The sequence below is a fragment of the Lysinibacillus sphaericus genome (assembly GCF_002982115.1).
GTDB lineage: Bacteria > Bacillota > Bacilli > Bacillales_A > Planococcaceae > Lysinibacillus > Lysinibacillus sphaericus.
The window spans coordinates 785,354-806,388 of record NZ_CP019980.1; the positions used below are offsets into that span (position 1 = coordinate 785,354).

Here is a 21,035-nt window from a genome sequence, read left to right on the forward strand (position 1 = left end):
AAAAAAGAAGTAACCGCAATGGCTACTTCTTTAAAATAAGAAAATCACTAAGTATTAAAATATACTTAGTGATTTTCTTGGAGTATTATTTGTCCGCTTTGTAGTCGCCTTCATACCCAGCAGTGAAAATAGCAGCTAGGAAAGCAACAGTTACACCAATAATTAATAATAACTTCATGGAAGAACCCTCCTCATGTTTATAAGCAATCTCTTTTTAGTATAGCCTATCTATTATAAAAATGAAACGACCTTGCTGAATAAAATATGTCAGAAATGGTTCAGACTTTAATATTTCGGGAAAACTATAATAGAGGTGATAAAAATGGAAAAGAAGGTTCCCAATATAGAAAATGGGACAATGGCTAGAAATTTTAAAGAGTTGCAAGATCTCGGTAAACAAATGGAGCATTTACGAGACGGTCTTGAACTTGCCGAAGATGAACGCATTGCAGATCCAATTCAAGTAGATGATGAACCCGAAGACAAACAATAGGTGTAATATGGAATTTGATGTCTGCTTGAGTAAGCGGGTGAGGTGAGTTACCCGCGAAAAAGAGGTAAATACCCGCGGAATGAGAGGGAATATCCGCGAAGCAGAGGTAAATACCCGCGGAAAGAGTGATAATACCCGCGAAGCAGAGGTAAATACCCGCGGAATGGGATAGAATACCCGCGAAGCAGAGGTAAATACCCGCGGAATGGGATAGAATACCCGCGAAGCAGAGGTAAATCCCGCGATTGAAGTGAGTCCCCACGATAGAGGTGAGTTACCCGCGAAAAAGAGGTAAATATCCGCGAAGCAGAGGTAAATATCCGCGGAATGAGAGGGAATATCCGCGAAGCAGAGGTAAATACCCGCGGAAAGAGTGATAATACCCGCGAAGTAGAGGTAAATACCCGCGGAATGGGAGAGAATACCCGCGAAGCAGGAGTAAATCCCTCGGAATGAGAACAATCCTTGCGCACAGCAGAAAGAATTCGATAACAGAAACGAATGGTATTATTTTTAATCCAATTTTTTGTATAATGAAACTAGGAAAAGAAAGGGGCTGATGTTTTTGAATATACAATCAACAAAAACGTTAACAAATGGTATTGAAATGCCTCGCTTTGGTCTAGGCGTATACAAAATGACTGAACGTGATGAAACATTACAGGCGATTGATAAGGCATTAAAAGTGGGTTATCGTGCAATTGATACTGCTTCGTTATATGGTAATGAGGTGGAAGTGGGTGAGGCGATTCGTTATTCAGGCATTAAGCGCGAGGATATTTTTGTCACAACAAAGGTTTGGAATACGGACCAAGGTTATGATGCAACGCTACGTGCCTTTGAAGTGTCACTAAAAAATTTAAATATGGATTATTTAGATCTATATTTAACGCATTGGGCAGTGCCTGAAACATTTGAAGAAACATATAGAGCTATTGAGCGTTTGTATGACGAGAAGTTAATACGAGCAACAGGTGTGTCGAATCACCATGAACATCATTTACAAAAACTATTATCAAAAGCCAATATCGCGCCAATGGTCAATCAGGTTGAATTACACCCATACTTACAACAAGAGGCATTAAAGGCATTTTGTGCAGAGCATGGAATTGCAGTCACAGCATGGTCACCACTAGGGCGTGGGGGTGTGCTTGATAATCCTACTATTCTTGAAATCGCTCAAGAATTAGGGAAGTCAGCTGCACAAGTCGTGCTTCGTTGGCATTTACAAAAGGACACGTTAATTATTCCAAAATCCGTGACACCAAGTCGTATTGAGGAAAATGCACAAATATACGATTTTGAATTAACGCAGGCGCAGATGGATAAGATGACAACATTAAATCGCAATCATCGTTTTGGCCAAGATCCAGATAATTTCAAATTTAATTTTTAACTATAGAAAATCCCGCTATCAAACTAGTTGAAGCGGGATTTTATTGATGTTATTTCGATTCTTTTACATAAGGAATGTAGTTTGATAGCATTTTTGCCATATGTGCACGTGTCGCGTTGTTACTTGGCATGAATTTGCCATTTGAACCGCTAGCAATCTTTAAATCTTGCATAAGCGCGATAGCATTTTGTGTTTCTTCATTATATTTAGAAATATCGTTGAAATCAGACGTTAAACCAGTTTTTGCATCATGTTGTAAGTTATAGGCACGTGCAAACATTAATGCAAGTTGAGAGCGTGTTACTTTTGCAGTAGGGTTGAACTTGCCATTTTGACCTTGTACAATGCCAGCTTCTGCAAGTGCTGTAATCTCTTTTTGAGTCGCTGCTTCTAAACTAGTAATATCAGAGAATGTTGTTGCACCTTTTGCTTCTAGCTTTAAGACACGCGCAATAAATGATGCAGCTTGTGCACGAGTTAAATTTGCATTCGGCGAATATGTTGTTGCCGATGTACCTTGTGTTAAATCACGATAGTAAAGATCACGCACGTAACCTTCTGTTTCAGAACCTTTAGCAATATCCGTAAATGGAATTGTCGCGATAATGCGTCCTTCCACTTTAGCGTCTACTGTTTTAAGTGAATTTAAGTGATCGATGAACATTTCAAAGTCTACTGTACCAGGTTCACTTACACGGCCGTCTGCATAAGCTTTTGCAAGTGTTTCGTAGCCATCGCCGCCTTTAGCAGTGAACGTATTTGTAGCACCTTTATAGTAAGCTGCTTTATCAAGTTCTTTACCGTTTAGTTTAATGGATTGAACACGTTTGCCAGCAGGTGCTTTTCCATCAAATTCTACTTGTAGACCAGAGAAGTGTAGGAAGCCACCTGATTCTTTCGGGAACTCTTTTACGCTATGTTCAGCAATTTCATAGAGTTCAGCACCTGTTAATTTTACGATACCAAGTGCATTACCGAAAGGCATTACCGTCATTACTTCACCAACAGTGATATCTCCTGCATCAATGCTCGCACGGATACCGCCACCATTTTGGAATGCGAATTGTACTTCTGGGTCAATTTTTTTAGCGCCAGCTAGCATACCATCCGCAATAACGTTCCCTAGATTTGTTTCGCCAGCACGAACGCCCCAAAGTCCACGTTTGCCATCAAGTACTGAAACAGCTGTATTGCCTGTTGATTGTTGCTTAACTGCTGCAATTTTTTCAGTATAAGGCGCTAATAGTTTTGTTGCATCAGCATCTGCCGCTACAGGATTTTCTTTATTATTTAAAGCATGTAATTGGCCGAAGTATTCAACAACAGCACCGTTATCGTCAAACGTTAAATCTAGCTCACCTAAGTTTTCACTATATTGTCCTGTTTGAACAATAATTGTCGGATTTTTAAATGAAGTATCTGCTTTCACAGCTTTATCTAATTTTGTATGTGTATGTCCACCTACAATGACATCGATACCTTCTACTGCTGATGCTAGTAGTTTATCATTATCCCAATCAGCAGAATCGTCATAGCCTATATGAGTAAGCGCAACAATTTTATTGACGCCTTGTTTTTCAAATTCAGCTACTGCTTTTTTTGCAGAGTCGATATAGTTTGCAAATTGTACGTTTGCTACGCTAGAAATAGATGGCGTTTCCTCTGTCGTTAAACCGAAAATACCAACTTTTTCACCGTCAATATCTTTAATTATGCCGTTATAGATTTTACCGTTTTGGAAGTCTTTTGTTACTGTTTGGAATTGTAAGCCATCAAATAGTGGGTCTTTTGAGAAGTCGAGGTTGCCTCCAAGTAATGGGAATTCAGCACCTTTAACAAATTTTGCAAGAGCAGCATGACCTTCTGGGCTTGACCCTAAATCGAACTCATGGTTACCAAATGTCATCGCATCGTAACCCATTAGGTTCATTAACTTCATTTCTACTTCTCCAGTAAATTCGTTGAAGTAAAGCGTACCAGTTAATGCGTCACCTGCATCTAATAGAAGTGAATTTGGATTTGCTGCACGTAACTCTTTAATTTTTGTTGTACGTTGCGGAGCATATTCAGCGTGCGAATGTGTATCATTGGAATGTAAAATTGTTAAATTAAAGCCTTCCTTTGTAGCAGCTGGTGCTGTTTCTGCTGCATGTGCCGCAAAGCCTGGTGAAGCTAGTAAACTGGCAGCTAGAGTTGTTGCTGCAATACTTTTAACCCATTTCATATAATGAATTCCTCCCTCATGTATATGTCAGATGACTGACAATTTACTCTATTCTAACATGAAAGAAATCCATCGTCATTACCAATATTGGAAAAATCAATATTAAAATTATTGTAAAAAATAGGTGAAGTAATTATTAATTCATAAATTCATATTCTAATTTGAAATAAATATTAAAAATGGATATTTTTATTTTTGTAACTTTTCCATAAAAAATAGCACAAACCTTGAGCAGGTTTGTACTACGATGAGGTTGCTATGATTCGTCTTTCACTAAAATGAGCTTATTTAAAAATGGGTGTTCAAATTCTAATTGGATAGCATGTAGTTCATAGTCACCACTTGCCGTTTCACGTGCACCGTACATTGTATCGCCAATAATAGGATGACCGATATGCGCCAAATGTACACGAATTTGATGTGTACGACCTGTTTCTAGTACAAGGTGGACAACACAAGAATGTTTATAGCGTGCTACAACTTCATAGTGTGTGACGGCATGTTGACCTGTCTTTGAAACGACGCGTCGTGTTGGGTGATGACGATCTTTCCCAATAGATTCAGCAATCGTACCAGATGTGGAGCGAAGATTGCCTTGTACCTCGGCAGCATACGTACGAATAATCGTCTTTTCTTCAATCATCCGATCAAAAATGGATTTGGCTAAAGGATGTTTTGCAACTAATAACAAACCTTCAGTGCCCTTATCTAGACGATGTACATGTTCTGCATAGTGAAGGCCTTGCTCTTTCATATGAGCCATTACATGGTTCATACAAGTATGTGTATCGTAGTCATCATTTGGATGGGTGGACATACCCTTTGGTTTAGAGACAATTAAACAGTGATCATCTTCATAAACAACGTCAATTGCACAAACAGGTGTTGGTTTATAGTTAGAAGCTGGGATTGGGAATGTAAATTTTAACATGGTTCCTGCTGGAAGTGGCTCCTTCCAAAGTAAGGGCTCGCCATCTATTGTTGTGACAGCCTTTGCCATACGTAATTCATGTACTAGCTTTTTTCCCAGTCGCCAATGATTTCGCAAAAGCTCCTCAACTGTGATATTACTGTCTTTTATTTCATATTGAAACATCGATTTTCCTCCGTGGAATAGGGTCTATTTAGATACCCTTGTTTTTGATACAAAAAAATCCGCTCCATTTCCGCAGGTGATTCACACGAAACAAATGTTAAAGCCGCTAGATAATCTAGCTTGAATCGCAGTCCCGCAGGCATAGCGCGAATTTTCTTATGTTGTTCTGTCTTTTAAACAATATACTTACATGAAAGAGAGCTTTACTTTGCTTTAGAAGCCTTTAGTAAATAGAAGCTAGCTCCTGCAATTAAAATAAATGCAGTTAGGGCCAGAAACGGGATTGTAATGAACCCAAGCCAGTTTATGTATTGACCTGTACAAGATACGGCACCACAAGATGGGGCAGATGCAGCTAAAAAGCTTAGTTTCTGAATACCATAATGATAAAGTGATACTGTACCCCCCATTATAGCAAAGACGGCTGCTGTTACCGCAATACGTGTATTTTTTTGAATAAGGGCTATAGTAGTCATGATTACAATTGGATACATAAATATACGTTGAATCCAACACATTTTACAAGGCTCGTAATGACGAATTTCAGAAAAATATAAAGAACCGAGTGTTGCAACGACGGACACTATCCAAATAAATAATAAACTATTTTCCTCTTTTTTAGACATATCAAAACTCCCTTTATTATAACGCTGTACTTGTTAAGATTATATGTGTTTTGAATTTAGAAGTAAAATGTTTCAATTATAACCAGCCAATACGCTCATAGCATTCCAAAATCTGTTGGAAATTCAGTCTAAAGTATGAATGGCTCAGGCAGACACCTGCGACTTGGAAATGTTATCATTACTAGTAGTAATGCCAATAAAAAGAGGTGTTTTTGTGAGAGAGAACGAGCACTCCAATATTAGTATTTTAAAGGAAATTGCTGAGTTATTGAACGAAGAAACAGAAATCGTCACAACATTAAAAGGCGCACTAGTAAAGTTTTTAAATGGCACAAATTTTGAAACAGGCTGGATATTCTTTATTGACGAAAAGGGACGATCAGAGCTCGTTGTCCATGAAAATTTACCAGAGGCACTTGAATATAAAAATTGTCACTATTTAAAAAAGGGAGGTTGTTGGTGTGTCTCCCGCTATCGCAATGAGGAGTTAAAAAAGGCTTCGAACATTATTGAATGTCAACGTATCGAAAGTGCAATTGCTGCGAATGTTGGCGATCACGATGGCATCACACATCATGCAACAGTACCTCTTCAATCGGGGCAGGAACGTTTTGGTGTCTTGAATGTAGCGTCCAAAAATACAGTGCGTTTTTCAGAGGAGGAACTTGCTTTACTTGAATCAGTTGCCTTTCAGATGGGCTCGGCCATTAAACGGATATTATTGACAAAGCAAGAGCAGGAAATGGCACTTGTGAAAGAACGTAACCGATTAGCACGTGACTTACATGATTCTGTCAACCAGCTATTATTTTCCGTGACATTAACGGCGAGGGCTGGCATTGAAATGAGTAACGATAGCGAAGTAAAGGAAACGTTTAAGGAAATTCAACATTTAACACAAGATGCTTTAACTGAAATGCGTGCACTAATATGGCAGCTACGACCAAAAGGCTTGGAAAATGGGTTATTAGAAGCGATAAAAGTGTATGCAGAAATGCTTGGCTTAAAGCTTCATGTTACCGTATCGGGCGTACTACAATTTCCATCTCGTATTGAAGAAACATTATTTCGTGTGGCACAAGAGGCACTTAATAATGTTCGTCGCCACGCTGGAGTACTTGAGGCGGCACTTTATATTACTGTCACAGCTACGGATATATTATTAGTTATTCGTGATGAGGGACGAGGCTTTGTGATTGATCATGATACTAAGCTTCTATCTATGGGCTTACAATCGATAAAGGATCGGGCTAAATCGGTAGGAGGTACTGCTGACTGGGTAAGCGAAATTGGCAAGGGAACTGAACTGCTAATTCGTTTACCGTATTGAGGGGGGAACGACAATGATTCGTGTACTAATTGCAGATGACCATCATGTAGTCCGACGAGGATTATTATTTTTTTTAAAGACACAGAAAGATATTGAAGTGGTAGGGGAAGCGAAAAATGGTGTGGAAGCGGTCGCACTTGCTGAAAGTATACAGCCGGATATTATATTAATGGATTTAGTAATGCCAGAAATGGATGGTATTCAAGCAACAAAACGTATAAAAGCTAAGTTTCCACAAATTGAAATTTTAATGTTGACGAGTTTTTCTGACCGAGATCATGTTGTACCAGCTATGGAAGCTGGAGCGGCAGGATATCAGCTAAAGGATATTGAACCCGATGAATTAGTATTATCAATTCGTCGCATTATGCAAGGGGAACATACTTTGCACCCTGAAGCAACATCGACGCTAGAAATGGATCGACAACAATCAGAAAATGCACTACATGTGTTAAATCCACTAACCCCGCGTGAGCAAGATGTACTTGCTGAACTTACGAAGGGAAAAAGCAATCGAGAAATTGCATCATCTTTATTCGTTACGGAAAAAACAGTGAAAACACATATTTCAAATATTTTTACGAAACTACAAGTACAAGATCGGACGCAGGCTGCGCTATATGCAGTAAAGCATGGATTGACAGAGGGCAGTGGTCAGTAGAATAACCCGAAATGGGACAAAAGCGAAAAAGTGTTAGATTGATTAAAGGCAATCTAACACTTTTTGTTATGTGCATTTTGCAAAGATTCACCATGTCGTTCATATAAGTTTATTGATTATGACTAAATAATTTGTTCGACATTTCTTGCAATGTAGTACTCGGCGTAAGGGCCAAGTCTTCATTTAATTTTTGTTCGTAGGTTAAAAAAACAGAGTGAGCCTGTTTTTGCATTCCTGCATCAATCAACAGTTTTAAGTATTGTTCGATTTTATAATCATTATAAGGGTCGAACTCTAATAAACGATTCAGATAATCTATGGCCACTTCTGTTTCATTCATTATGCTAATTTGAAAGCCTTTTTCCAATAACTCTATGTAGGATTTAGTTAGCTTATCTCTGTCTGCAGTAGCCCATTCATAATCATCAAAAATGAGTAGCCCATCTTTATAAATGGCAAGGCATTGATTGATTAATGACAGAGGGGGGCAATCTAACTTCTTGAAATCACTAAAATAATCTTGGAAGTCATATAAATCACACATGATATTCGGTTTTTCAAAAACATAATACTTATTTGAAAATATAATACAATTGGAATATCCCATATTATTTAACGTTTTCCTTAAATAGGATAAGGCTGTATGCAAATTCGATTTTGCGCGAACATAATCTAAATTTGGCCAAAGAATTTCAATGAGAACATCCCGATGAATGGGCATGTTTGGATGTAATATGAAATAAGCAAATAATTCCTTTGTTTTTTCTGTTTTGAAGGAAACGAGACTATTGTTGCTATAGGTAGCGAATTGATTAAAGCATTGGACGTTTAACGTAGTATTAGAAGTTTGATGTACCAACTGTTGCATAGAAAATTCATGTTCAATTCGTGATACGGTTTTTTCTAATCGTGCTAGGCTAATCGGTTTAAGTAAATAATCAAGTCCTCCAATTTCATATGCTTGTATGGCAAAATCTGAATACGAAGTAATAAAGATAACAATTACATGTGGTCGATTGCTTTTGATAATATCAGCAACTTCAAGCCCATTCAGTTCATCAAGCTTTATTTCTAAAAATATGACTTCAAAGTCCAGTGATGGAAGGCTATTTAAAAATAGCTTTACACTAGTGAAGGTTTTAGTAACCTCTATTTGTTGAAAGTTTTGTAGCTTATTTTGAAAATAGTGTAAAGCTAGAGGTTCTTTGTCTATTAAAACGGCTCGAATCACATCAAAATCTCCTTTATACAATTAAATTGAAAACCATTAAACTCTAGTTCATTGTTTTTGAAAAGGTCTCCCCCTTATTAGAGGATAGAAGTTTTTTATGTACTGTTAAGAGAATTGAAATAATTGTATAAGCGTTTATAATTAAACTATTTTGAAAAAATAAAAATATAATAGTTAAACTAGAAATTTGATTGAAGGGTTAAAGTTTGTTTTTTTTCTTATTTTATAAAACCTTTTTAATGCTTGTATTATGTAATAGCCGTTATTATAGTACATTTGACTTAAAGAAAACTCAAAAGGTACTTAAAAAATACTTAAAAATAATAGGATATAAGTAATTGAAAATTACTTTGTTGTGGAAAAGTAGTGTGTGATTTAAAAAAATGTACAAAGTTGAGGGATTGAAGAAATGAAAGTAGATCGTTTACTCACGATGACAATGATTTTAATTAATCGTAAAAAAGTAAAAGCACAGGAATTAGCCGAGTTATTTGACGTATCTGTTCGAACCATTTATCGGGATGTCGAAACCCTGAGCTGTGCGGGGGTTCCAATCTTAAGCCAACAAGGGGTTAATGGCGGAATAAGTTTAATGGAAGGCTATCGAATGGATAAACAAGTATTAACAAAAGAAGAGCTAACCTCTCTTTCAATTGCTCTTAAAAGTGCTTTAACCTCCTATGAGGATGCCCATGCTAAAGCTGTTTTAGAAAAGTTAACAGGCGTAGCAGATGAGCAAGTAAAACAATCAATTGATCATTTTTTTATTGACCTTAGTCCATGGGGACAAAATATACTATTAAAAGAACAAATCACATTATTGAAAAATGCAATCGAGAGCGAGCGTTGTGTAAGCTTCTTGTATTCGACTACGTATGGTACGATGACCAATCGAATAATAGAGCCGCACACTTTAGTCCAAAAAGGCAAGATGTGGTATATTTACGGCTATTGCACATTAAGAAACGGTTTTCGTCTATTCAAAATATCAAGAATGAAACAAATGAAAGAGGAGCAACGCAGCTTTGAACGAAAGGAAGTACATTTATCTGACCTTCCGTGGGATAAAGCATGGCAACAACCAGAAAATTTAGTAGAACTCACACTGTCATTTGATGCACAGATTTTAACATTGATTGAAGAAACATTTGGGGTGGAACAGATAGATTATGAAAGGTCCATCGTGCATGTTGCATTGCCGGAAGATGAATGGCTCTATGGCTTTTTGCTGAGCTTTGGTAATCGAATAAAGCTTCTTGACCCACCTTATTTAGTCGATATCGTGCAAAAACGGGCACAAGAAATCGTCGAAATATATACAGCAAACAATAGGTAAAATCATTTTTGTCCATTCAATAGATGACATACAGATGTCAAGTTTGCTTTGTTATAGTAATAACAAATTAAACGAAGGGTGGACGTAAACTATGCAAAGTTATTGCCAAAGCTGTGGGATGCCATTAGTGCATGAAAAATTATTTGGAACAGAAAAAGAGGGGCAAGTTTGTCGGGACTATTGCACATATTGTTACGAATTAGGAGCGTTTAAACAGCCGAATGTAACGATCCATGAAATGATTGACATATGTGTACCTCATTTAAAGGAAGAAGGGATGGCAGAAGAAGAAGCACGACAAATGTTAGCTTCCTTTTTACCACGTTTAAAAAGATGGAGAACAGATACTGGAAAACAACCTGTGATGAAAGAAAAACAAAGCTTTCATATCGCTGGGATTTCAGCAAAAACGAATAATGCGAACGAAATCACAGCACAAGCGAAAATACCACAATTATGGACCACTTATTACCAGCAAGATATTGCAGGTCAACTACCAAGTCCACAAAACAATGCCGGCATGTATGGGTTGTATTCAGATTACGAAACAGATGTGAACGGAGAATATACACTCACGCTTGGAGTGGAGGTATCGGCTGACGTTGAAGTTCCAACAGGTATGGTCATAAAAACAATTCCCGCATCCAAATATTTAGTGTTCACTTCAGAAAAAGGGCTAATGCCTGATATTGTAATACAGGCTTGGCAAGATATTTGGGCTTGGTTTGCCAATACTACGGAAGTAGAACGAACGTATAGTGGAGACTTTGAATTGTATGATGAACGATGTGCCCAGCCTCATGAGGCACAGGTGGATATTTATATTGCAATTAAGTAAATACAATACTGCTAGTTAAAACGCGAGTGACATAATACAACAAAGCCAGTACCTACCATCAAATGGTAGGTGACTGGCTTTTGCTTGTTGGAGGTAGTTCTTCGATATGTGGTTCAATATGCACAAGCACCTGACAAAAGCGGTTTTCGCGCATAATGGTATGTTCAATTTCCTCTGTAATACGATGACTTTCAAAGACGTTTAAATAAGGATCGACAGTCACTGTTACATCGATAAAGTACATATTCCCATGCGCACGCCCTTTGAAATCTAAAAGCTCAATAACGCCACTAACATTGCGAATTAATACCGATAATGTCTCGACTTCATCAATATCAAAGGCATCAGTAAGACTTTGAACCGCTTCCCAAAATATTTCTACAGCAGTTTTAATTATTAGAAAAGCTACAACAAGGGCTGTTAATGTATCAATAATCGGAAAGCCAAAAATTGCTCCGAATATCCCGATGGCTGTGCCGATACTGACCAGCGCATCCGAGCGATTATCATAGGCAGCAGCTTTTACAGCCGCACTTCGTATTTTTTTTGCCAGTGCTAAATTATAACGATAGACAACATACATGACGGCTGCACTTCCGATTGCCACAAATGCTGTTAACAAAGATGGTGTTGTGCCAGATGGCTCCCATAGTCCTTGTAAAGAAGCAATTAAAACTTGTAAGCCGACGATTAGCATAATAAATGAGGCAACGAGTGACGCAACAGTTTCAGCTCGTAAATGACCATATTGGTGATTTGAATCTGGTGGTCTTTGAGCAATGCGTAAGCCGATTAAAACGGCAATGGATGCGATGATATCTGTTGTATTGTTTAATCCATCTGCTTTTAAAGCTTCTGATGTTCCGATATAGCCAATTGTTAGTTTTACTGAGCTCAGTATTAAGTAAGTGGCAATTGATAGCCAAGCTCCTTTTTCCCCTTGACGTAAATTTGTATAGAGCTCCATTTTGTTTCCTCCTCGCAAAACTTTCGGGCATTATAAAACGACCCCCTTATATGAAAGGGAGTCGTTTTGCATTTTTATTTATCGTCTTTCGATTCTTCGATTTCATTTGTTAAATCAAGTTCAGGTAATTTCAGAACTTCTAAGTATAATATGTGGTGACCATCTAATTCTTTTGCTGTAAATTCATAACCTTGCTCTTCAATGCTATCACCTTCGATTGCATCAAAACGCTTTGTCATGAACCAACCACCAATCGTATCGATATCATCATCTTCTATGTCAGTACCTAGCATATCATTGACATTTTCTAGTAGCATTTTTGCATCTAAAATAAAATGATTTTCTGCAATTTCCTGTACTTCTGGAATTTCATCTTCATCAAACTCATCTTGAATATCCCCGACAATTTCCTCGATAATATCTTCAATGGTTACAAGACCTGATGTACCACCATACTCATCCATTAAAATAGCCATATGAATACGTTCACGTTGAATCTTGAGTAACAATCCGTTAATTTGCGTAGTTTCCATCACGCGAATAATCGGTTGCATATAGTCAATTACTAATTTATCGCCATTTGCAGGATCTTTAATATAAGCAGTTAATAAGTGCTTCATATTCACTAATCCAATAATATGGTCTTTATCCCCGTCGATAATTGGATAACGAGTATATTGCTCCACACCCATTAAATCAAATACTTCTTTAATCGTAAGTTCTTTCTCAATTCCGACGATTTCAGTACGTGGCACCATGATTTCTTTTGCAAGACGATCTGAGAACTCGAAGATACTGTTAACATATTCATATTCTGCGTTATTAATTTCTCCACCTTTTAAACTATCTGACAAAATCATGCGCAATTCTTCTTCAGTATGTGCAACTTCTGATTCTGACATCATTTTAAGACCGAATAGACCTGTTAAACCACGTGCAGAGCCATTCAATAATTTAATGATTGGATAAGTAATGTTGTGGAATAAAATTAATGCACCAGAAAAGTGTAATGTTACAAATTCTGCTTTTTGGATGGCTAAAGTTTTTGGCGCCAATTCCCCAATAACTACATGCATAAACGTTACGATTGAGAATGCAAGTATAAATGAAAGGATAGATGTTATGCTACCGCTCAGATTTAGAAACTCGAACACTGGATGTAAAATGATTTCAAATGTAGGCTCACCTAGCCAACCCAGTCCAAGTGCTGTAATGGTAATACCTAATTGACATGCAGATAAGTATTCGTCTAAATCCGATACAACACGTTTTGCATTTTTCGCTTTTTTATGTCCTTCTGCGAGTAATTGATCGATGCGGGTAGTTCTCACTTTTACGATTGCAAATTCAGTTGCAACGAAAAATCCTGTCATTATAATTAGTAGGGCGAATGCCGCCAACCTAATGGTTATTTCCAATATGTCTCCGTCCAAATAATTCCTTTGTCCCCGCCCAAATGAGGGAAGTAAACAAAGTGTACACCTCCTATGATTTAAAAAATTGTTGGATGTTTTAATCATAAGTTATTTGTAACTAAAACACAAATATTGACAACGACTTTTTTATACTATTTTAAGATGGATTTGCTAATAAAGAAAACGGATACTTTCAGATGACAAATGATTGAAAATCAATAGGCATTATGCTAACTTTAAATGGAGCAAGGATAGTTTGTTTAGAGAAAGAAGCATTTGCATCTCATATAAAACGACACGTCAAAAATCTCAAGAGAGCTTTACTTGCGGATTTTTTTAAATGAATTATTTTAATATGCAACAAAAAAAGGTTGTCTCATATGAGGCAACCTTTTTTGCGCGAACGAGAAGCACATAAATGGACACTTTTGTAATATGTATTTCTAAATAGGGCAATCATTTTTTACTGTTGGAAGCGCAACTTTAGACAAGCCTTTTCCACATCATGAACAGATTCTTTTAAAGGGATCGCGTCTAAGTATGTGGAGATGGTGATAGGAGCCTTTTCGGTTAGTCCTTGTTGTGTTAGGACATAATGTTTCCCATTGTAAGATAAGTATAGATGTTTAATGGAACGTTTTCCTAGTGCACTAGGAGATTCGAAAATAGCTTTTAGCTGGCTACAATACTCACTGTAAAAATTACTACTATATCCAGATAGTGCTTCGAATTTTTTACTATCGATTGAACTGGACTCATCGACTAACTCGAAAATTTTTGCGGAAAATTCCGAAAAAAGTTCCTTTACTTTAGCACGAATTAACGCTTTTGAATTATAGTTATTTAAGTCATCAGAAAGTGCGACTTTACTCATTGAAATAGCCTCCTGCATATAAAACATTTAGAATTAAATTCATTTATTAAATGTATAAGAAAAATACAGGAATATCAATATAAACAGACACTTTTCGTATAATAGCAGTGGTTTTAATAGTAAAAATTAGGCGTTTTTAATTATGCAAAGGCAAAAAAATATTGGTTTTTTTAGTCATAAATATGGAAGAGCATTAACTCATGAATCATTTTTTTAACATCTTCTTCATGTGGAGGAATAGGACCAATCCATTGGATGACGCCATCCTTTAAATATTCTGCCGCGTAACGTTCACGTTGATAGAAAAAGGAAATGGCCCATCCAGGAAGCTGTGTATTTTCAAATAAAGGTTTAAAGCTAAAATGCTGAATCATATACAAACCCCATTTCTAATGATATGTATTTAATATTATTCAAGGATAGTGGTAATATTGCAACTAAACAATATCGGATGATGTTTTGATAGGAACAATTATGCTTTGTCGTAATAAAATGGAGGGTATTTCTTTCGTTGGATTTCATTGCTCTGCTATAATGAGTGCAATAGGCGACAAATTACGCCAAATGTGAATACGATTGAAATGAGAGGATGCTAATGGACAATTTTTTAGTGACATTATTATTTATGGCAATTATCGGCGCCGCAATCGGTGGTATAACAAATCATCTAGCGATTAAAATGCTTTTTCGACCGCACGAAGCAATTTATATTAAAAATTGGCGCGTACCATTTACACCGGGTCTTATTCCAAAAAGACGTGATGAACTAGCGAAACAATTAGGTCTTACAGTTGTAAATTATTTATTAACACCTGAGACGTTTAGAAAGAAATTTTTCTCTAAAGATATTCAAGATAAAGTTGAACAATTTGCACAAGTAAAAGTTGAAGAGACATTTTTCACGAACGATAAAACCATTCAGGACTGGCTAGATTTAGCTGGCTTCTCTGATATGCCTGCCACTATTGAACAAAAAGTTGAACGAATAGTAGCGGGACAATTTGAATCAGTAAAGAATACATTATCCACGAGATCAATTCGTACACTGTTATCGGAGGACATCCAAAATACGATTGATGCTAAAATTCCATTAGCAGTGGGACATATTTTAGAGAAGGGTGAGGAGTATTTTTTATCACCTGCAGGCGAGATGACGATAAAAGCAATGATTGATGACTTTTTATCGTCAAAAGGGTCATTTGGCGGTATGATTAATATGTTTTTAGGGGATTCCTCCTCACTTGTCGGCAAAGTACAACGCGAGCTTATAAAGTTTTTACAAGCCCCAGGGACAACATCGCTGCTGACAAACATTTTTACACAAGAATGGGAAAAGTTAAAAGACCGACCGGCTATGGATTATTTAGGGGATATTGACTTTGAACCGATATTGGCAAATTTACAAAGCTATGTAAAAGATCAATTAGCAGTAGCAGAACGCTTACAGCATCCTATTTCTTATTATTGGCCAACAGGTAGTTCTTGGATGAGGGAAACGGTAATACCTCAAGTAATTGATAAAGCATTTGTTAGAGCGGAAGATAAATTAGAAGATGTACTAAAACGTTTAAATTTACAAGAAGTAGTTCGTGAACAAGTGGATTCGTTCCCAGTATCGAAACTAGAAGAGCTTGTACTTGGTATTTCCAAGCGTGAATTTAAAATGATTACAGTGCTAGGTGCAGTTCTTGGTGGTTTAATTGGTATTGTGCAAGGTTTAATTGTTTACTTGATTTAGAAAGGGGAAATAAGAATGGTTAATATTTATAATGAAATTAATGCTTTGGAGGCTACTTTCCGTAAAACAGAGGAATTTAAAGCATTGGAAGCAGCAGTCGCTGTAGTGAAGGCAGATGAAGATGCGATAAAGTTATTCCAAAACTTCCGTAAAATTCAGGTGGATTTACAGAAGAAACAAATGGCTGGTGAGGATTTACAAGAAGATGAACTGATTTATGCACAAAAAACTGCTCAGCTTGCGCAACAAAATGAGAAAATTGTAGCGATGCTTGAGGCAGAGATGAAGCTAAGTGGTGTAATCGAAGAAGTAAATCGCATTTTAGTAAAACCGATACAGTCGTTGTATGAAGGCATGTAAGTAAGTCAAAAACTATAGTAGCTGAAAATAGTTGTCGATAGACTGTTACATGTTGCGACGAATAAATAAACGGTTATTTGCACATATAACAAAGTAAGTAGGAAAACGTGTCTCGGCTATTCGAGACACGTTTTCACTTTAGTTAACCGTAGCTTATATTATGGAGGGATTGTCATGCATGTTTTAATTGAATGGGCTTATAAAACACCAAAGGGTGCGGGAACAGTATTAAGGTCAGAGGAAATGCCGGCAGCACAAGCTTTATTGTTGGCAGAAGATATGGAACGGACTGGACGTGTCAAATCACTACAATTTATTGATCGACAGAATACGAACTGGTCTATCAAGGAGCTCAAGGCTTATTTAAAAGAAGTTGAAACAGAACCTCATAATATTACTGTTTATTTTGATGGAGGCTTTGATCGTGCAACGAGACAATCTGGTCTTGGGTGTGCCATTTATTATGAGCAAAATGGTAAGCCTTTTAGGTTAAGAAAAAATGCATTTTCTGCTGAACTGAAATCAAATAATGAGGCCGAATATGCCGCGCTATATTTAGGTTTAGTAGAGCTTGAATTATTAAATGCTCATCATCTACCGATACAGATTGTAGGTGATTCGCAAGTAGTTATTAATCAGCTAACTGGCGAGTGGCCAGCTTTGGAAAAGGATTTGTCAGATTGGGCGGATAAGATCGATGCAAAACTAAGCGAGCTTGGCCTACAAGCAAACTATCAACTAATTTCCAGAAAAGAAAATACTGAAGCGGACAGATTGGCTACACAAGCATTAAACGGTATTGATATTACAGGGTTGAGTGAAATGATAAAGGAATAATACACGAACGTGAGGTGTCAAACTAATGATAGCTCCTAAGACTGAAGATAAGGTCAAAGAAATTTGAAATTGTCTTCAGTCTTTTTATTGACCATACATATTAGATTTCGTGATGTTTTGCGGTAGGAGTCTTTGTGCTTACTTGTCCTATACGAGCTGTTTATTTGTTATATACTTCGGATACTTTTTGGCGAATTGCTGTAAAGTTTGCTTGAAAGGAAATGTATGCATAAAGTTATGAGCTAAACGTAATTCATCAGAATAGAGAAGGGTATGGCGAAAATGTTGTTGAATAAAGTTTCGGGCGTGTTTATAATGCTCGTTGATAGAGATAGCCCCGTACATTTCTTGTTGATTGATAAGATAAATCAAATCACAAAGAACTTTTTGCCCACGATATTTCAGTAATATGGTTACATACAAAGTCTTTTCATCACAGCGTTGTAAATCAAAATGATGGAAAGCTACTTCTAATTGCTCAATGAAGTTAGAAACAGGAGAATACTTGCCTTTAACTAAAACCACTATCAACACCACCTTTTTTAAATTATAAGTAATATTATTTTATATGTCTATCATTAGACGGAATATTCTGTCATTATGGTAGTTTTGCTTATCATGAATAAAATTTGTTAAACTATTGAGGCAATCCATTTATTGAACAGAGTACACTGGAATATTGAAAGAAGAGAGCGAAAACGATGAAAATTATTCAAATAGATCAAAAGTATCCTGAAGATTGGATTCGCGTTTTAAATCATATTGCGAATTTATTTTTTGAGGATTCGAAGTTGAGTACAAATGCACAAGAAGCGGAGATGTCAGTTGCATTCAGTTACCGCGTTGATGCTAATTTTACTGTCTATACAAGCGCGGTATTAGAGGTTGATGATAAACGCTATACAAATGATTACCATATTGAATATGCGACAGAAGCTGTTGGACGTGAGCAAAATATTCGTATGAAACGTGCATTATCGCATGTATTTTTAGATGTGCTTGAGCAACATACGGGGATGCATCAACAATGGGGTATTTTAACAGGTGTCCGTCCTACAAAACTCTATCACAAATTCCGTAAAGCTGGTATGGATGACGCAGCGATTGCGGAAGTGTTAATTCGTGATTTTCGATTGTCAGAGGAAAAGGTAGCATTGTTGAAAAACATTGTTGAACGACAGTTAGTTACAATTCCTGACTTAGACCATATCGGGAAAGAGATTAGCGTTTATATTGGCATTCCGTTCTGCCCAACCAAATGCGCTTATTGTACCTTCCCAGCCTATGCAATTGGTAGTAACCGTAAGCAAGGGCGTGTGACCACGTTTTTAGATGGACTACACATCGAATTACGTGAAATGGGTAAATGGCTGACAGAAAATAACATGAAAATAACTTCTATTTATTGGGGCGGGGGTACACCCACTTCAATCGAAGCACATGAAATGGATGCATTATATCAAACGATGTATGACTCTTTCCCACATCCTGAAACGATTCGTGAGGTAACAGTTGAAGCCGGTCGTCCGGATACGATTACACCAGAAAAATTAGCTGTTTTAAAAAAATGGGGCATTGATCGAATTAGTGTTAATCCGCAGTCTTATACAGATGAAACACTAAAGGCAATTGGACGTCATCATACGGTACAAGAAACGGTTGATAAGTTTTGGTTAGCACGTGAATCCGGTATGAATAATATTAATATGGATTTAATTATTGGCTTGCCGAATGAAGGGACAGAGGAGTTCCGACATTCTTTAGAGGAATCAGCAAAAATGCAACCAGAGTCGTTAACTGTGCACACGCTATCCTTTAAACGTGCTTCAGAAATGACGCGTAATAAAGATAAATATAAAGTAGCTGATCGCGATACGGTAGCAGAAATGATGCAGATGGCACAAGTGTGGACGAAGGAAAATGATTATGTTCCCTATTATCTATACCGTCAAAAAAATATTTTAGGTAATTTAGAAAATGTAGGCTATAGTAAAGCAGGCGAAGAAAGCATTTATAATATTGTCATTATGGAGGAAGTGCAGACGATTTTAGGGATTGGCTGTGGAGCATCTTCTAAATTTGTTCACCCTGAGACAGGGAAGATTACGCAGTTCCATAATCCAAAAGATCCGGCGGCTTATATCATGACGTTTGAAGAAGCCATAGGTAAAAAAATCGAGCTATTAAATGATTTATATCATGCATAAAGAGCAAAGTGTTAGATTGATTGTGAGAATCTAACACTTTTGCTGTTTTAATGTCTACGAATCGCCGCACAACCTTCCTCTAGCTTTTGAATTTATTGTCATTATACTAATTTGTAAGCGCTTAACATTTAGTATTCTATAGGATTGTCTGACTGCTAACAACGAGGTAAATATGAACAGAGTGGGGGTATAAGATGAAAGTCATTATTTGTCCAGATTCTTATAAAGGTACTTTATCTGCATTTGAGGTTGCAAAGGCAATGCAGGCAGGGGTCTTGGATGTAGATCAAGCAATTGAGACAGTTATTTTACCAGTAGCGGATGGAGGAGAGGGTACATTAGAATCACTTATTGCTTCAACGGGCGGGAGATATATTTCAGCAAGTGTACTTGATCCGCTAGGCAGAATGATTAAAGCAAACTATGGAGTGCTTGGGGATGAAGAAACCTGTGTTATTGAGATGGCACAAGCTTCGGGTATTATGCTGTTGCAGGATAGCGAAAAAAATCCTGAGCTAGCATCAACGTATGGCACAGGGCAGTTAATTAAGGCTGCACTGGATAAAGGTTTTCGTCAGTTTATTATCGGTATTGGTGGCAGTGCAACAAACGATGCTGGTATCGGTCTATTACAGGCACTTGGGCTGCAATTTAGGAAAGGTGATGGTTCATCCATTGCTAATGGCGTGTCGGGATTACTAGATTTAGCATCCATTGATAGTAGTCAACTCGATGTACGGTTGTCTGAGGCAACATTTACTATTGCCTGTGATGTGGATAATCCTTTGATTGGAGAGCGCGGAGCTACAGCAATTTTTGGTCCGCAAAAGGGTGTAAAAGAGCATGAAATTGCTTTATTCGATGAGTGTTTAAAACGATTTGCAGATATTGTGGAAAGACAATTTCACATTCGTTTACACGATTATAAAGGAGCTGGTGCGGCAGGAGGCGTTGGTGGCGCATTAATGGCCTTTTTAAATGGCACTTTCCAAGCAGGCATAGATATTGTGTTAGAGGCAGTACAGTTAAAAAGGCATTTGATAGGCGCTCAAATAGTTATTACTGGTGAGGGCAAATCGGATTGTCAAACATTACATGGAAAGGCGCCATTGGGGGTAGCGCTAGCTGCAAAATCAACAAATGCTCATGTTGTGCTATTGTCTGGTGCTATTGATGAAAAGGATAAGCCTGCTTTGCTTGATTTTTTTACCGTTGTGGAATCACTAGTAGATGAATCCACTACTGTTGTGCAGGCAATGCAAGAACCATATCGTTTCATTCGCATGAAAACAAAACAACTAGTAGCGCATTACGTGAAAAATTGAGTGCCAGTCACGCAAACAATTATGATGTTTGTAGGAGCGAGAACTTGCTCAAAAAGCTATGCTAACTATTTTGAAAATATG

20 protein-coding genes are annotated in these 21,035 nt (G+C 37.2%); 11 read left to right on the forward strand and 9 right to left on the reverse strand.

Translation table 11 applies throughout. From position 1 onward, the window contains the following. Positions 1 to 322 precede the first annotated feature (322 nt). Entirely contained in the window at positions 323 to 493 is a 171-nt protein-coding gene (locus LS41612_RS23280) for a hypothetical protein (protein WP_162832714.1), read from the forward strand. A 565-nt stretch (positions 494 to 1,058) separates the two neighbouring features. Next, a complete protein-coding gene (locus tag LS41612_RS03890) occupies positions 1,059 to 1,889 on the forward strand; it encodes an aldo/keto reductase (protein WP_024362333.1) in 831 nt (276 codons plus the stop codon). A gap of 49 nt (positions 1,890 to 1,938) precedes the next feature. On the opposite strand, the gene LS41612_RS03895 is transcribed toward LS41612_RS03890, so the two are convergent. The 3 genes from LS41612_RS03895 to LS41612_RS03905 form a co-directional block, all read right to left on the reverse strand. Next, on the reverse strand, positions 1,939 to 4,113 hold the full coding sequence (locus tag LS41612_RS03895) for a 5'-nucleotidase C-terminal domain-containing protein (RefSeq protein WP_024362332.1): 2,175 nt from the start codon (positions 4,111 to 4,113) through the stop codon (positions 1,939 to 1,941). A gap of 256 nt (positions 4,114 to 4,369) precedes the next feature. After that, entirely contained in the window at positions 4,370 to 5,209 is an 840-nt protein-coding gene (locus LS41612_RS03900; RefSeq protein WP_024362331.1) for an RluA family pseudouridine synthase, read from the reverse strand. 203 nt (positions 5,210 to 5,412) lie between these two features. Further along, positions 5,413 to 5,835, reverse strand: a complete 423-nt coding sequence (locus tag LS41612_RS03905; RefSeq protein WP_024362330.1) for a disulfide oxidoreductase — start codon at positions 5,833 to 5,835, stop codon at positions 5,413 to 5,415. A 214-nt stretch (positions 5,836 to 6,049) separates the two neighbouring features. On the opposite strand from LS41612_RS03905, the gene LS41612_RS03910 reads away from it, so the two are divergent. Both LS41612_RS03910 and LS41612_RS03915 read left to right on the forward strand, forming a co-directional pair. After that, on the forward strand, positions 6,050 to 7,165 hold the full coding sequence (locus tag LS41612_RS03910) for a GAF domain-containing sensor histidine kinase (RefSeq protein WP_024362329.1): 1,116 nt from the start codon (positions 6,050 to 6,052) through the stop codon (positions 7,163 to 7,165). A 13-nt stretch (positions 7,166 to 7,178) separates the two neighbouring features. Then, positions 7,179 to 7,826, forward strand: coding sequence for a response regulator (locus LS41612_RS03915; protein ID WP_024362328.1), 648 nt, complete (start codon positions 7,179 to 7,181; stop codon positions 7,824 to 7,826). Positions 7,827 to 7,935: 109 nt separating this feature from the next. Here the strand turns inward: LS41612_RS03915 and LS41612_RS03920 are convergent, their stop codons facing one another. Then, positions 7,936 to 9,057: a response regulator gene (locus LS41612_RS03920; protein ID WP_024362327.1), complete on the reverse strand. Its 1,122-nt coding sequence runs from the start codon at positions 9,055 to 9,057 to the stop codon at positions 7,936 to 7,938. A gap of 409 nt (positions 9,058 to 9,466) precedes the next feature. Here LS41612_RS03920 and LS41612_RS03925 point away from each other — a divergent pair, with 409 nt between their 5' ends. Next, positions 9,467 to 10,393, forward strand: a complete 927-nt coding sequence (locus tag LS41612_RS03925) for a helix-turn-helix transcriptional regulator (RefSeq protein WP_024362326.1) — start codon at positions 9,467 to 9,469, stop codon at positions 10,391 to 10,393. Positions 10,394 to 10,484: 91 nt separating this feature from the next. Further along, positions 10,485 to 11,231 (forward strand): effector binding domain-containing protein, encoded by a 747-nt coding sequence (locus tag LS41612_RS03930; protein ID WP_024362325.1) that lies wholly within the window; start codon positions 10,485 to 10,487, stop codon positions 11,229 to 11,231. A gap of 58 nt (positions 11,232 to 11,289) precedes the next feature. On the opposite strand, the gene LS41612_RS03935 is transcribed toward LS41612_RS03930, so the two are convergent. The 4 genes from LS41612_RS03935 to LS41612_RS03950 form a co-directional block, all read right to left on the reverse strand. Continuing rightward, on the reverse strand, positions 11,290 to 12,198 hold the full coding sequence (locus LS41612_RS03935; protein WP_024362324.1) for a cation diffusion facilitator family transporter: 909 nt from the start codon (positions 12,196 to 12,198) through the stop codon (positions 11,290 to 11,292). Between the two features lie 74 nt (positions 12,199 to 12,272). Next, the gene (locus LS41612_RS03940; protein WP_255313809.1) at positions 12,273 to 13,616 is read right to left on the reverse strand and encodes a hemolysin family protein; all 1,344 of its coding nucleotides are present in this window, start codon (positions 13,614 to 13,616) and stop codon (positions 12,273 to 12,275) included. Positions 13,617 to 14,076: 460 nt separating this feature from the next. After that, positions 14,077 to 14,487 carry a hypothetical protein gene (locus tag LS41612_RS03945; protein WP_024362322.1) on the reverse strand — a complete coding sequence of 137 codons (411 nt, stop codon included), beginning with the start codon at positions 14,485 to 14,487 and terminating at the stop codon, positions 14,077 to 14,079. Between the two features lie 170 nt (positions 14,488 to 14,657). Next, positions 14,658 to 14,861, reverse strand: a complete 204-nt coding sequence (locus LS41612_RS03950; RefSeq protein ID WP_024362321.1) for a YheE family protein — start codon at positions 14,859 to 14,861, stop codon at positions 14,658 to 14,660. Positions 14,862 to 15,082: 221 nt separating this feature from the next. Here LS41612_RS03950 and LS41612_RS03955 point away from each other — a divergent pair, with 221 nt between their 5' ends. The 3 genes from LS41612_RS03955 (at position 15,083) to LS41612_RS03965 (ending at position 17,422) form a co-directional block, all read left to right on the forward strand. Further along, on the forward strand, positions 15,083 to 16,225 hold the full coding sequence (locus LS41612_RS03955) for a DUF445 domain-containing protein (RefSeq protein WP_024362320.1): 1,143 nt from the start codon (positions 15,083 to 15,085) through the stop codon (positions 16,223 to 16,225). 15 nt (positions 16,226 to 16,240) lie between these two features. Next, complete coding sequence (locus LS41612_RS03960) at positions 16,241 to 16,585, forward strand: YlbF family regulator (protein WP_024362319.1); 345 nt, start codon at positions 16,241 to 16,243, stop codon at positions 16,583 to 16,585. 174 nt (positions 16,586 to 16,759) lie between these two features. Then, positions 16,760 to 17,422: a ribonuclease H family protein gene (locus LS41612_RS03965; RefSeq protein ID WP_024362318.1), complete on the forward strand. Its 663-nt coding sequence runs from the start codon at positions 16,760 to 16,762 to the stop codon at positions 17,420 to 17,422. A gap of 147 nt (positions 17,423 to 17,569) precedes the next feature. On the opposite strand, the gene LS41612_RS03970 is transcribed toward LS41612_RS03965, so the two are convergent. Continuing rightward, a complete protein-coding gene (locus LS41612_RS03970; RefSeq protein WP_024362317.1) occupies positions 17,570 to 17,947 on the reverse strand; it encodes a hypothetical protein in 378 nt (125 codons plus the stop codon). 176 nt (positions 17,948 to 18,123) lie between these two features. Between LS41612_RS03970 and LS41612_RS03975 the strand changes: the two genes are divergently transcribed. Then, on the forward strand, positions 18,124 to 19,629 hold the full coding sequence (locus LS41612_RS03975) for a coproporphyrinogen III oxidase (protein ID WP_024362316.1): 1,506 nt from the start codon (positions 18,124 to 18,126) through the stop codon (positions 19,627 to 19,629). 194 nt (positions 19,630 to 19,823) lie between these two features. Further along, positions 19,824 to 20,954 carry a glycerate kinase gene (locus LS41612_RS03980; RefSeq protein WP_024362315.1) on the forward strand — a complete coding sequence of 377 codons (1,131 nt, stop codon included), beginning with the start codon at positions 19,824 to 19,826 and terminating at the stop codon, positions 20,952 to 20,954. The last annotated feature ends 81 nt before the right edge of the window (positions 20,955 to 21,035 follow it).

Bases quoted from the DNA above. Each gene is read 5' to 3' on its own strand.
- LS41612_RS23280 (WP_162832714.1), top strand. From the start codon at position 323: ATGGAAAAGAAGGTTCCCAATATAGAAAATGGGACAATGGCTAGAAAT.
- LS41612_RS03895 (WP_024362332.1), bottom strand. From the start codon at position 4,113: ATGAAATGGGTTAAAAGTATTGCAGCAACAACTCTAGCTGCCAGTTTA.
- LS41612_RS03900 (WP_024362331.1), bottom strand. From the start codon at position 5,209: ATGTTTCAATATGAAATAAAAGACAGTAATATCACAGTTGAGGAGCTT.
- LS41612_RS03905 (WP_024362330.1), bottom strand. From the start codon at position 5,835: ATGTCTAAAAAAGAGGAAAATAGTTTATTATTTATTTGGATAGTGTCC.
- LS41612_RS03915 (WP_024362328.1), top strand. From the start codon at position 7,179: ATGATTCGTGTACTAATTGCAGATGACCATCATGTAGTCCGACGAGGA.
- LS41612_RS03925 (WP_024362326.1), top strand. From the start codon at position 9,467: ATGAAAGTAGATCGTTTACTCACGATGACAATGATTTTAATTAATCGT.
- LS41612_RS03930 (WP_024362325.1), top strand. From the start codon at position 10,485: ATGCAAAGTTATTGCCAAAGCTGTGGGATGCCATTAGTGCATGAAAAA.
- LS41612_RS03935 (WP_024362324.1), bottom strand. From the start codon at position 12,198: ATGGAGCTCTATACAAATTTACGTCAAGGGGAAAAAGGAGCTTGGCTA.
- LS41612_RS03945 (WP_024362322.1), bottom strand. From the start codon at position 14,487: ATGAGTAAAGTCGCACTTTCTGATGACTTAAATAACTATAATTCAAAA.
- LS41612_RS03950 (WP_024362321.1), bottom strand. From the start codon at position 14,861: ATGATTCAGCATTTTAGCTTTAAACCTTTATTTGAAAATACACAGCTT.
- LS41612_RS03955 (WP_024362320.1), top strand. From the start codon at position 15,083: ATGGACAATTTTTTAGTGACATTATTATTTATGGCAATTATCGGCGCC.
- LS41612_RS03960 (WP_024362319.1), top strand. From the start codon at position 16,241: ATGGTTAATATTTATAATGAAATTAATGCTTTGGAGGCTACTTTCCGT.
- LS41612_RS03965 (WP_024362318.1), top strand. From the start codon at position 16,760: ATGCATGTTTTAATTGAATGGGCTTATAAAACACCAAAGGGTGCGGGA.
- LS41612_RS03975 (WP_024362316.1), top strand. From the start codon at position 18,124: ATGAAAATTATTCAAATAGATCAAAAGTATCCTGAAGATTGGATTCGC.
- LS41612_RS03980 (WP_024362315.1), top strand. From the start codon at position 19,824: ATGAAAGTCATTATTTGTCCAGATTCTTATAAAGGTACTTTATCTGCA.